Origin of the sequence: Selenomonas dianae (genome assembly GCF_030644225.1) — a bacterium.
GTDB classification, from domain to species: Bacteria; Bacillota; Negativicutes; order Selenomonadales; family Selenomonadaceae; genus Centipeda; species Centipeda dianae.
This window is the reverse complement of the sequence record NZ_CP128650.1, coordinates 1,005,993-1,018,134: the sequence shown is the minus strand read 5'-3', so window position 1 is coordinate 1,018,134 and position 12,142 is coordinate 1,005,993. Positions and strand designations below refer to the sequence as shown.

12 protein-coding genes and 1 rRNA gene are annotated in these 12,142 nt (G+C 55.9%); all 13 read right to left on the bottom strand.

The genetic code is table 11. The annotated features are described in order from the left end of the window. Positions 1-177: 177 nt before the first annotated feature. Complete coding sequence (locus QU667_RS05010; protein ID WP_304988213.1) at positions 178-972, bottom strand: ABC transporter ATP-binding protein; 795 nt, start codon at positions 970-972, stop codon at positions 178-180. Then, the gene (locus QU667_RS05005; protein ID WP_304988212.1) at positions 972-1,853 is read right to left on the bottom strand and encodes an ABC transporter permease; all 882 of its coding nucleotides are present in this window, start codon (positions 1,851-1,853) and stop codon (positions 972-974) included. Before QU667_RS05005 ends, QU667_RS05010 begins: the two co-directional genes overlap by 1 nt. Before the next feature lie 68 nt (positions 1,854-1,921). After that, entirely contained in the window at positions 1,922-2,914 is a 993-nt protein-coding gene (locus QU667_RS05000) for an ABC transporter substrate-binding protein (protein ID WP_304988211.1), read from the bottom strand. A 21-nt stretch (positions 2,915-2,935) separates the two neighbouring features. Further along, a complete protein-coding gene (locus tag QU667_RS04995) occupies positions 2,936-3,931 on the bottom strand; it encodes an ABC transporter substrate-binding protein (protein ID WP_304988210.1) in 996 nt (331 codons plus the stop codon). A gap of 144 nt (positions 3,932-4,075) precedes the next feature. Beyond that, the gene (gene sufU, locus QU667_RS04990) at positions 4,076-4,528 is read right to left on the bottom strand and encodes a Fe-S cluster assembly sulfur transfer protein SufU (RefSeq protein ID WP_304988209.1); all 453 of its coding nucleotides are present in this window, start codon (positions 4,526-4,528) and stop codon (positions 4,076-4,078) included. Continuing rightward, positions 4,518-5,702 (bottom strand): cysteine desulfurase, encoded by a 1,185-nt coding sequence (locus QU667_RS04985; protein ID WP_304988410.1) that lies wholly within the window; start codon positions 5,700-5,702, stop codon positions 4,518-4,520. Before QU667_RS04985 ends, sufU begins: the two co-directional genes overlap by 11 nt. 37 nt (positions 5,703-5,739) lie before the next feature. Beyond that, positions 5,740-6,585 carry a SufB/SufD family protein gene (locus QU667_RS04980; protein ID WP_304988208.1) on the bottom strand — a complete coding sequence of 282 codons (846 nt, stop codon included), beginning with the start codon at positions 6,583-6,585 and terminating at the stop codon, positions 5,740-5,742. Next, positions 6,585-8,003, bottom strand: a complete 1,419-nt coding sequence (sufB, locus tag QU667_RS04975; RefSeq protein WP_304988409.1) for a Fe-S cluster assembly protein SufB — start codon at positions 8,001-8,003, stop codon at positions 6,585-6,587. Before sufB ends, QU667_RS04980 begins: the two co-directional genes overlap by 1 nt. Before the next feature lie 5 nt (positions 8,004-8,008). Then, entirely contained in the window at positions 8,009-8,767 is a 759-nt protein-coding gene (sufC, locus tag QU667_RS04970; RefSeq protein WP_304988207.1) for a Fe-S cluster assembly ATPase SufC, read from the bottom strand. 283 nt (positions 8,768-9,050) lie between these two features. Then, positions 9,051-9,638: an MptD family putative ECF transporter S component gene (locus QU667_RS04965; RefSeq protein WP_304988206.1), complete on the bottom strand. Its 588-nt coding sequence runs from the start codon at positions 9,636-9,638 to the stop codon at positions 9,051-9,053. 20 nt (positions 9,639-9,658) lie between these two features. Beyond that, a complete protein-coding gene (locus QU667_RS04960; protein ID WP_304988204.1) occupies positions 9,659-11,134 on the bottom strand; it encodes an ABC transporter ATP-binding protein in 1,476 nt (491 codons plus the stop codon). Positions 11,135-11,145: 11 nt separating this feature from the next. Further along, positions 11,146-11,820, bottom strand: coding sequence for an energy-coupling factor transporter transmembrane component T (locus tag QU667_RS04955; RefSeq protein WP_304988203.1), 675 nt, complete (start codon positions 11,818-11,820; stop codon positions 11,146-11,148). Positions 11,821-12,003: 183 nt separating this feature from the next. Beyond that, positions 12,004-12,120 (bottom strand): 5S ribosomal RNA (gene rrf / locus QU667_RS04950). Positions 12,121-12,142 lie beyond the last annotated feature (22 nt).

The following is a 12,142-nucleotide window of genomic DNA, read 5'->3' as shown; positions in this document are numbered from 1 at the left end:
CGATAGAGAGAAAGAAATGTAGGGAATGTATGTGAATTCTGCGGAAGGGAAGACCGCAAAATGCGCACCGAAAGTCAGAGAAGATGAAAGCACATCTGCATTCTTAGTATCTCTTGCTTTCATGGATAATATAACGGAATCGACTTAGAACGCATTGTGAAGGGCGTTAATGTTCGATTAGCTTAACAGTAAACTGTCATTTGCAAGCTCGCTGCCCGCCGCCTGTTCAAACATCGAAAGAAGGTCACGCGTCGTGAGCCCTTGTTTTTTCTCTTGCGGCACGTCAAAGAGAATACGCCCCTCGTGCAGCATGATGAGGCGGTTGCCGTAGCGCAGCGCGTCCTTCATGTTATGGGTGATCATGAGGGTTGTGAGTTGATCCTCCGAAACAATCTGCTGCGTGAGCTCAAGCACCTTCGCCGCTGTCTTCGGGTCGAGTGCCGCCGTGTGCTCATCAAGCAGCAGTAAATTTGGCTTTACGAGTGTCGCCATAAGAAGGGTCAGTGCCTGCCGCTGTCCGCCCGAAAGCAGTCCGACGCGCGAGAAGAGGCGATCCTCAAGCCCAAGTTTCAGACGTGCAAGCTTCTCGCGGAACACGTCGCGCATCTCATCCGTCGAACCCCATCGCAGCGTCGGTATCTGCCCGCGTCGTGCCGCAATCGCAAGATTCTCCTCGATCATCATACGCGCTGCCGTCCCCATCATCGGATCTTGAAAGACACGACCGATAAATTTCGCACGACGGTGCTCCGGCCACTTTGTAATGTCCTCGCCCGCAATCGAGATCTTGCCCGCGTCCACAGAGATTGCGCCCGCAATCGCGTTCATCAGCGTGGACTTGCCTGCACCGTTGCCGCCGATCACGGTGACGAAATCGCCCGGTTTTAGGTGAAGTGTAATACCCGAAAGAGCCTTCTTCTCCGTGATCGTCCCCGGATTAAATGTTTTCTTAATATCCTCGATATGCAGCATCACTCCGCCCCCTTCTTCATCGCATGGTATTTCGACTGGATGAGGGGCAGCGAGAGTGCAATCGCGACAAGAATCGCTGTGAAGAGCTTGAGATCATTCGGCGGCATACCAAGCTGCAGAACAATCGCAATAACCGCACGATAGACAATCGAGCCGAGGACAACGGAGATCAGCCAGTTCTTGAAGCTGCGCGTGCCAAAAAGCACTTCACCAATGATAACGGATGCGAGCCCGATGACGATCGTGCCCGTTCCCATACCGACATCGGCAAATCCGTTGCTCTGTGCCACGAGTGCGCCGCAGATCGCAACCATCCCATTCGAGAGAAGCAGTCCGAGAACGATCATCACATCTGTATTGACACCGTTCGCACGGATCATATGCGGATTCGCCCCCGTCGCACGGATCGCTGTCCCCAACTCTGTTCCGAAGAACCAATATGTCAGCAGAACCGCAAGTACAACGACAACCGTCCCAATGAGGAGAATGTTCGCCGCCGTATCGAGATGCCAGATATTCCACTCAGTAAACAGTGTTTCCTGCTGCAGGAGCGGCAGATTTGCCTTGCCCATCACACGCAGATTGATGGAGTAAAGCCCGATCATCGTCAAAATGCCCGCGAGCAATGCGGGGATCTTGAGCTTCGTACAGAAGAATCCCGTGACAACGCCCGCGATGCACCCCGCCGCACACGCGGCGAGAATCGCCGTCAGCGGCGTATAGCCCGCCACAAGCATAGAGGCGGCAACAGCAGCCCCCAGCGGAAAACTCCCCTCAACCGTCAGATCGGCAATATCCAAAACACGATAAGTCAGATAGACGCCAAGCGCATAGAGTCCCCATAGGACACCCTGCGCCGTCGTCGCAATGACGAGATCCATAACGTCACTCCCTCATATCAGTAAAAAAGCGGACACGCCGCGTGCCCGCTCCGCTGTGTGTGTCTTACTTACGGCACAATCGTCGCGCCGCTCAGTACATCGGCAGGAATCGTCAGACCGATTTTCTCTGCATTCTTCTTATTGATGACAACCACGAGATCGTGCGCGGTCTCAATCTTCATCTCCGACGGCTTTGCCTTCCCCGCAAGAATATCCGCCGCCATATGACCCGTCTGGACGCCGAGCTTGTAGTAGTCAATCCCCTTGGTCGCGAGAGCTCCGGCGGTAACGCCGCCGACATAGCCGCAGATCACACCTTTGCCCGCAGGATCGGTAACGCTCGTAAGCGTCGGCATCGCCGATGCAATCACATTGTCCGTCGGCTCATAGAATACATCCACATCGTTGATGATGCTTTGCGCCGCCTGCTGAATATCGTTGACCGTCGAGATCGTCGCGACACGCACCGTCAATCCCTTCGACTCGGCATATTCCTTCATCGCCTTGACCTGAATCTCGGAGTTGACCTCACTGGACGAGTAAATCGTGCCAATGGTCTTTGCGTTTGGATAGAGTTTCATAAGGAGGTCGATCTGCTCGGCAATCGGCGTGAGGTCACTTGTCCCCGTGACATTTCCGCCCGGCGCATCGTTCGACTTTACAACCTTCGCACTCACATAGTCCGTCACCGCCGTACCAACAACGGGGATCTCCTTCGTCGCATTTGCCGCCGACTGCACCGCAGGAGTTGCAATCGCGCAGATGAGATCCACCTTGTCGCTGATGAAACGCTGGACAATATTCTGGAGATTTGACTGATCCGCCTGCGCGTTCTGGCGATCAATCGTGAGGTTCTTGCCCTCCTCGTAGCCGCGTTCCTTGAGTCCGTCCACGAACCCGCGATTCGCGTCATCGAGCGAGCTGTGCTCCACGAGCTGGACAATGCCGACTTTGTAGGTCTTGTCCCCCTTCGCCGTCTGCTCTCCGCATCCTGCCGACACCAGAATCCCGAGGGCAGCGATGCCGAGCGCAGCGCATTTTGCGAGTTTTTTCATCCGCATCGAATCCCCACCTTTTCTATATTAGTCCACCAGAGTGGCATCCTTCAGCACATCCTCCGGAATCGTAAGTCCCAGCTTCTCCGCGCTCCCCTTACTGATGATGAGCGAGAGATCGCGTGCCGTCTCAATCGGCATATCCGCAGGTTTCTTCTTTCCCTCAAGGATGTCCGCCGCCATGTCGCCCGTCTGCACGCCGAGCTTGTAGTAGTCGATGCCGTAGGTCGCGAGACATCCACCCGTCACCATGAACGGCTCGGCACAGATCACCGCCTTGCCTGCCGCATCCGTCACGCCGACGAGCGTCGGGATCGAGGAGGAAATGACATTGTCCGTCGGCTCATAGAACACGTCCACATCCCCCACAAGGCTCTGTGCCGCCTGTGGAATATCGTTGACCGTTGAAACCGTCGCTGCACGTACCTTGAGCCCCTTCGACTCGGCATACTCCTTCATCGCCTTGATCTGGATCTCGGAGTTGATCTCGCTTGAGGAGTAGATCGTGCCGATGGTCTTTGCATTCGGATAGAGCTTGATGAGCAGGTCAATCTGTTCCTTGATCGGGTTGAGGTCGCTCGTCCCCGTGATGTTTGCACCCGGCTTCTCGTTTGTCTGCGCGAGCTTCGCACTCACATAGTCCGTAATCGCCGTGCCGACGATGGGGATCTCCTTCGTCGCATTCGCCACAGTCTGCGCCGCAGGGGTCGCAATGGCACAGATGAGATCCACCTTGTCGCTGACGAAACGCTGTGCAATGTTCTGGAGGTTCGACTGATCCGCCTGTGCATTCTGGCGGTCAATCGTGAGGTTCTTGCCCTCCTCGTAGCCGCGCGCCTTGAGTCCGTCCACGAACCCGCGATTCGCCGCATCGAGAGCATTGTGCTCGACCAGCTGGACAATGCCGATCTTATACGACTTCTCACCGCTCGCCTTCTGATCGCCGCCGCAGCCCGCCATCATACCGAGCCCAAGCACTGCGATGCCAAGAGCGAGTGCTTTCACTGCCGTTGTCATCCGCATCGAATTCCCACCTTTTCTATCGTTCTAATTTTGCAATACTTTTCTATTATACATGGCGCGTCGAAAAAAAGCTAGTAGCCGCACGACGAAAAATGACAAAGGACTGCTCCGAGAAGCAAAAACTTCCCCAAGCAGTCCCCCATGTTATGACGTTTGTCCTTCATTCAACACATCTTCAAGCGTATGCCATGCAAGCACCGCGCATTTCACGCGCGCGGGCATGTTCGAGATATTCTTGAGCGCGATGGCTTCATCCAGCTCCGCAAGAGCACTGTCATCCGTCACCTCGCGCTTGATCATCGCAGTGAAGAGCTGCGCAAGCCTGTGCGCCTCCTCGACCGTCTTGCCGCGCATGAGGTCGATCATGATGTCCGTGCTTGCCTGCGAAATCGCACAGCCGACACCTGTAAAGCCGCCGTCCTTGATGATGCCGTCCGCAATCTCAAGCTCAAGCGTGATCTCATCGCCGCAGCTTGGGTTGTGTCCACGCTCACGCACCGTTGCGGAGGCGAGTGCGCCCTTGTTCTCGGGCGAGCGGCTGTGCTCGCCAATGACCTCCGTATAGAGATCGCTGATCGCCGCTCCCTCAGTCGCCATAGCCGAGCACCCCCCGTACATTTTTCAGTGCCTCAATGAACCGGTCGATGTCCTCGTGCGTGTTGTAGAGGTAGAAACTCGCACGGCAGGTTGCATTCTGCCCGAGATAGCGCATCAGTGGCTGCGCACAGTGATGCCCCGCACGGATCGCAACACCGTAGCTGTCGAGAATCGACGCAACGTCATGCGGGTGTACGTCCTTCACGTTGAACGTGATAATGCCCGTCTTGTTGCCCTGTGTACTGTCACAGCCGTAGAGCTCCACAAAGGGCAATTCGCGCAGCTTCGGCAGCGCGTAGGAAATGAGATCGCGCTCGATCGTTTCGATGCGGTCAAATCCAACCTTTTCAAGATAATCAATCGCAGCGATCAGCCCCGATGCACCGCTGACATTCTGCGTTCCCGCCTCGAACTTCGCCGGCAGTTCTGCGAATGTTGTTTCCTGCTCGCCAACATAGTCGATCATATCGCCGCCAAAGAGGAACGGCGGCATCGCGTCGAGGATGTCATACTTCCCGTAGAGCACGCCGATGCCCATTGGGGAGAGCATCTTATGCCCCGAGAATGCGAAGAAATCCGCGTCCATCGCCTGTACATCCACCGCGATATGCGGAACGCTCTGCGATCCGTCTACGACGATCACCGCCCCGACTGTATGAGCGCGGTCGGCAATCGTACGCACATCGTTGACAAGCCCGAGCACGTTCGACACATGGGTCACAGCGACGATTTTCGTCTTTTCCGTAATCTGTTCCGCAATATCCTCTGCCGATAGGTTGCCGTCCTCCGCAAGATAGATGTACTTGAGCGTCGCCCCGCGCGCCTTTGCAACGAACTGCCACGGAACAATATTGCTATGATGCTCCAAGATCGTGATAACAATCTCATCGCCCTCGCGGATATTCGCACGCCCATAGCTGTATGCGACGAGATTCAGCGCCTCCGTCGCGTTCTTCGTAAAGACGATCTCCTCGGGGCGTGCCGCGCCGATGAATTTCTGCGTCCGCACACGCGCCGTTTCGTAGATGTCCGTTGCCTTCACCGACAGCTCGTATGCGCCCCGATGCGGATTCGCGTTGCAGTAGGTGCAGTAGTCGGCGACCGCCTTGATGACCGCCTCCGGCTTCTGCGTCGTCGCACCGTTGTCGAGGTAGACAATGGGGCGACCGTTCATCTTCGTCTGCAGGATCGGGAAATCCCGCAAATACTCATTATTCCTGCGTTCCACCCAAAAGTCTCCTCTCAAGGTAGCTGCCGATCTCCGTGCGCAGTTCATCACTCTCAATACGCATCAATACCGGCTCAAAGGACGCTTCAACCATCAACTGCTGCGCCGCACGCTCGTCAAGCCCTCGGCTCATCAGATAGAAGAGTTTGTCCTCGTCCATCCGCCCGATACTGACTGCGTGATGCCCGTCCACATCACCCTCATGTGAGAGCATGAGCGGAACGCTGCGGTTGCGTGCATGGGGCGAGAGGATCATGACCTCCTCGTCCTCCTTGCCGACCGAGCCACGCGCCCCCTGAATGAAGTCCAGTGTCCCGCGGAACGTCTTGACACTATGATCCAACAGAGCACCGCGCACCTGCATATTCGCATCCGTACGGCGGCCTTCCTGACGGATGATATAGTTGAGGTCGATCTTGCGCTCCTCATCCCCAAAGTACAGCCCCCAGACATCCGCGCGCGCCTCATCGCCCACGAGCGTCACGCGCAGTTCCGATGCCGTATGTGCCGCCCCCACCTCGACAAGCGTACAGGAGAACAGACCCCCACGCGCTACGTTTGCGTGAATGCGGCTCGCCGCAGGCGCGTCCGTCGGTACAAACTGGATGTAGGCGAGCGATAACTCTGCTCCCTCGGCGACATCCACATAGATCTCCTGCGCCCCATTTTCGCGCAGCTCCACAATATGTTTTGAACGCTCTCCCGCAGCGACGGAGAGCCTGATTTCATCTTTGGTATCCGCAAGCCCCGCAGGCACGGGGAGATCATTGACCCCGAGCCAACGCCATGTCGGCATGGGGATACGGCTGAATACATCCTGCATTGCCATCACCCCATCGTTCCTTCCAATTCAATATTGACCAAGTTGTTCATCTCAACCGCATACTCAAGCGGCAGTTCTTTCGCAATCGGCTCGACAAAGCCGCGCACAATCATCGCACGCGCCTCCTCCTCGTCGATCCCGCGACTCATCAGATAGAAAATCGCCTCGTCGCTGATCCGCCCGATCTTCGCCTCATGCCCGATGTCCACCGCATCGCACGCGACATCCATCACGGGCAGCGTATCACTGCGCGACTCCGAGTCCAACATGAGCGACTCGCAGTTGACCGAGCACTTTGCCCCCACTGCACGCGGCGTCACCTTGACCCCGCTGCGGTAGATCGCGACACCGCCCGACTTCGAGATCGAGCGCGTACTGATATTCGCCGACGTATGCGGCGCGTCAAAGATCACCGTCGCGCCCGTGTCCAGCTCCTGCCCCTTCGAGGCAAACGTAATCCCCGTGAACTCACAGGTCGCATTCTCACCGTGCAGAATGCTCGTCGGGTAGAGCATGGAGACGTGGGAACCGAACGAGCCGGAGACCCACTCGACCGCGCCGTCCTTCTCCACCTTCACACGCTTCGTATTGAGATTCATCATATTGCGCGACCAGTTCTCAATCGTCGAGTAGCGCAGCCGCGCCCCCTCCTTGACGAACAGCTCGACACAGCCCGCATGGAGGTTCGTCACATTGTATTTCGGCGCAGAGCACCCCTCAATGAAATGCAGGCTCGCACCCTTCTCCACGATGATGAGCGTATGCTCAAACTGTCCTGCCCCCGCCGCATTCAGACGGAAGTAGGACTGCAATGGAATGTCCACCTTGATCCCCTCGGGCACGTAGACGAACGAGCCGCCCGACCAGACTGCACCGTGCAGCGCGGCAAACTTATGCGCCTTCGGCGGCACAAGCGTCATGAAATACTGCTGCACAATGTCACCGTATTCCTGAAGCGCCGTCTCCATATCCGTATACACAACGCCCTGAGCCACGAGCGACTCTTGAATCGAGTGGTAGACCACCTCGGAGTCATACTGTGCGCCGACGCCCGCGAGCGACGTTTTCTCCGCCTCGGGAATGCCCAAACGGTCGAACGTATCCTTGATGTCCTCGGGCACCTCGTTCCAGTCCCCGACCATCTTCGCATCGGGGCGCACATAGGTCACGATCTCATCCATATTCAGCTCGGAGAGATCAGGCCCCCATGCAGGCATCGGCATCGCGTGGTAAACATCCAATGATTTCAGACGAAAATCGAGCATCCACTTCGGATCATTCTTCTTTACCGAAATGTCACAGATAATCTCCTCCGTCAGACCCGACTGCGACTTATACGCCGAGCGATCCTCATTCGTAATATCGTAGATCGTCCGCTCGATGTCGGCGACCTGCGTCTTTTTCTTCGGTACGAAATCCCCCATTCGGCTCACCCCACTTGCCCCTGCGACGCAAGGATATTGGCAAAGCCTTCCTTGTTGATCTGCTGAATAATCTCTGCACCGCCCTCACGCACAATTTTCCCCTGCGCGACGACGTGCACACGATCCACCTTCAGCTTGTCGAGGATACGCGCGTTATGTGTAATGATGAGACAGGAATTCTCCGCTGTATGGAATTTTGACACACCCTCGGACACAATCTGTACAGCATCCACATCGAGCCCCGAATCGGTCTCGTCAAGCAGTGCCAACTTCGGCTGAAGCATGAGCAGCTGCAAGACCTCACTGCGCTTCTTCTCGCCGCCCGAAAAGCCAACGTTCAGATAACGCTGTGCATAGCTCGGGTCGATCTTCAGCTCTGCCATCATTTCGCTCAGTTCCTTGCGGAACGGCATGAGCTTCACCTTTTCGCCCGTCATCATCTGACGTGCCGTGCGGATCATATTCTCCACCGTGATGCCGGGGATCTCCTCGGGGGTCTGGAACGCGAGGAACAGCCCGCGCCGTGCGCGCTCGAACGCACGCAGCCCGCCGATGTCCTCCCCCTCAAGCACGAGGCTGCCCCCCGTCATCTCATACTTCGGATGCCCCATGATGACATTCATCAGCGTCGACTTGCCGGAACCGTTCGGACCGAGGATCACGTGCACCTCACCCTTGCGAACGGTGAGATCAAGTCCCTTGAGAATCTCCTTGCCCTCCACGCCCGCGTGAAGATCCTTTATTTGCAGCAATACATCTGCCATAGCAAACTCTCCTTAAATACTCGTGTTTTAATCCTTACAAAAATACTCGGGATTGCATTTTCATCATTGTATGTGCTTTCATATAAAAAGTCAATAACTTAAGACACGATCTATAAACAAAATAAATAATTGAGATTGTTTTTCATAAAAAGGAGGGACGATTGGTCGCCGGCTATTATGCCGTAAACGAAAAGCCTCCCCTGTCGCTGCAGGGGAGGGGAACCGCGCCAGCGGTGGAAGGGACGCCTGTGACTAATACAAATCTCTCACATAATGGCGTTCCTTAACTCAATTCCTTAAAATGCTTCTTCAAAATCCTCTTTCCGATATAGACGCCGATAAAGCCACCCATGAACGCAATCCCCATGCCCGCCGCGAGAAATACACCCGTACTGTGCTCGACAAAGTGCTGAATCGTCTGCATATCCATCCCCATCTCCTGCCACCGTTGGATATTCTGCTCAAGGAAGAACAGCATCGGGATCGCTCCGCCAAACACATAGGATGCCTGTATCAATCCATAGCCCGCTGCGAGTATAGGAATCCGCTGACCGAGCGCACGCACCGCGAGATCCACCGCGAGTGCGACCGCCGTCACCGAGCCGACAAACGGCACATACATCATCCCCGAGAATCCCGCAAAGAGCGCCGTACTGATCGCCGCAAACAGCGTGATTGCGCCGAACTTCGGGATCTTCTTCACCACAAAGAGGAACACCGTACCGAGCAGCACGCCGATGAGCGCAGGACTCAGCGCGTGCATCGCGGGCGAGAGCAGCACCGTCAGCGCACCGATGCCGAGCACGAGCACGCCGTACAGCGCCGAGAGTATACCGATCAGGACAAAGTCGCTGATTTTCCAAGCATTCATTATGTTTTTCCTCCAAATATCTACCCGATACGCTCACGGAACAGTCGCTCAAGCACAGCTGCATCGCGCAGTTCAAAGTCCTCCGCAATGCGCCCGTCCTCAAGCAAAATGACGCGATTGCATGAGTGCATGATAAACTCGTAATCGTGCGTAATGATAACGGCGGCGTTCTCCATCCCCGTGAATGCGTCGATCAGTGTGCAGACCGTCCGCATATTGGCATAGTCCAGTCCACTCGTCGGCTCGTCGAAGATGCCGATACGCTTGTGCAGGAGACAGGCGGCGGCAATCACAAGCCGCTGCTTCTGCCCCATCGACAGCCGCATCGGGTGCTCGTCGATCAGCGGCAGCAGACGGAACGCATCGAGCACCGTGCGAATCCGCGCATCAATGTCCTCCGCACCTTCGTTGCCAAGCAGGAGATCATTGTATAGGCTTGAGCCGAAGATCTGAAAATCCACATTCTGCATCACATAGCTGACCGCCGTATAGCGTTTGGGGACGGCGAGCGGTGTTCCGCCGACACGGACACAGCCGCCGCGTTCCTTCAGCAGCCCGCAGATCACCTTTGCAAGCGTACTCTTGCCGCAGCCGTTACGCCCGAGGAGTGCGATGCGGTCGCCCGCGCGCATGGAGAACGTGACATCGCGCAAGACATCCTGCCCGCGCACATAGCCAAACGAAATATGATCGAGTGACAGCAGCTCTGCACCGCCCATTGCAGGAGCAGCGTGCTCACACGCCGCACGCGTATGGAAAAGCTCGAAGCCGCGTATGCCGAACGCGTTCAATGCCTTGTTGTCAAGCACGTCCATCTCCGCACCGCAATAGCGGCGCACAATCGTCCCCTGCTCCATAATGATGAGTTGGTCGCATACGCCGTGCAGATAGTAGAGGCGGTGCTCCGCCACCACGATGGTATATCCTCGCTCCTTCAGTTCCTCAATCGTACGGCGAAGAAGCGCGATCGATGAATAGTCCAGATTTGCCGACGGCTCGTCCAGCAGCAGAATCTTGCACTCCAGCATCAGTGCCGAGCCAATCGCAATCTTCTGCTTCTCCCCGCCCGACAGCTCCGAGAACTTCCGTCCAAGAAAGCGCTCAAGCGAAAGTGTTTCCACCACCGAGCGCAGCCGACGCTCGATCTCATAGTGCGGTACACCGAAGTTTTCACAGCCAAACACGAGGTCGGACAGCACATCGAGCGTAAAGAACTGATTGTCGGGATTCTGGAACACCGTCGCTGCAATCCGTGAAATATCTCCGATGCGGAGGTTCTGCACATCCTGTCCGGCGAGGAGAACCTGCCCCTCCGCCGTACCCTCGTAAAACTGCGGGCAGAGACCGTTGATGCAGCGCAGGAGCGTTGACTTCCCGCAGCCGCTCTCCCCCGCAATCACAAGCACCTCGCCCGCCCCTGCCGTGCAGGAGTTCCCGCCGATGCTACGCTGCGCTCTGTCCTGATATTGAAAGCCTACATTCAGTAACTCAATCATAGCGCACGCCCTCAAACAACAGTAAGACAGAGCGCAAAGGCAAACGGCGCAAGGAAGATCATCGCCCAATCCTTGCCACCCATGCGGACATCGAAATAGGACGTGCGCGTCCCACTGTATTCATAGCCCTTGACGAGTGCCGCGCCCGAGAACTCCTCCGTGATCTTCTCACTGCGGAACAGCATCGGCACAACGAAATACTCGATTGCCTTCATCGGATGACGCACGACGTAGCCGAGCGAGACGGGAATCCCCTTGAGACGCATGGCATCCACAATCACGCGAAAATCGTCCTTCAGCGCAGGCAGATAGCGGATCATCACCACAATGCTGAGGACGATGCCCCGATGAAGATGCAGACGCGAGAGTGCCGTCGTGATCTCCGCGATATTCGTGCTCTTCTTGAGCGCAATGCCGAGCACGACGAACGGATAGATGCGCAGTGCGATAAAGGCAATCAGCTGCGGCACGAAAATCAATCCGCGCGGCAAATCCGTGCCGCGCAGCAGCTCCGCCCCATATTGGAGCACAAGCAGCACGAGAAAGCCGAGGATAAACTTCACCGTCTGCGCCGCCCTGCCAACCGTTGCAAAGACAAGAATCGAGAGTAGAAAGGACAGAATCAACACCTCCTGCCGCCCTGAAGAGATCAGAACGCACATGAGCAGCAGATTCAAATATAACATCGTCCGAAAATCGAACGGCTTTGATGATATTGTCAGTATGGTCACCTTCCTATTTTTGTCCGTGAATAATAAAACAAGATCGTTCATAAACGACCTCATTTTATCAGTATTCTTCTTCAATAGCAACTATGATTTTCATTTTGAGTAAAAGAAAAAGCCCGTGAATCATCACGAGCTTATCTTTTGCGGCAACTACCTACTCTCCCACGTCGTTTCCAACGAAGTACCCTCGGCCTTTGAACGCTTAACTACTGTGTTCGGAATGGGAACAGGTGGTACCGTTCAGGCATCATCACCGCATACTTGAGTGCTTGTCCACTCA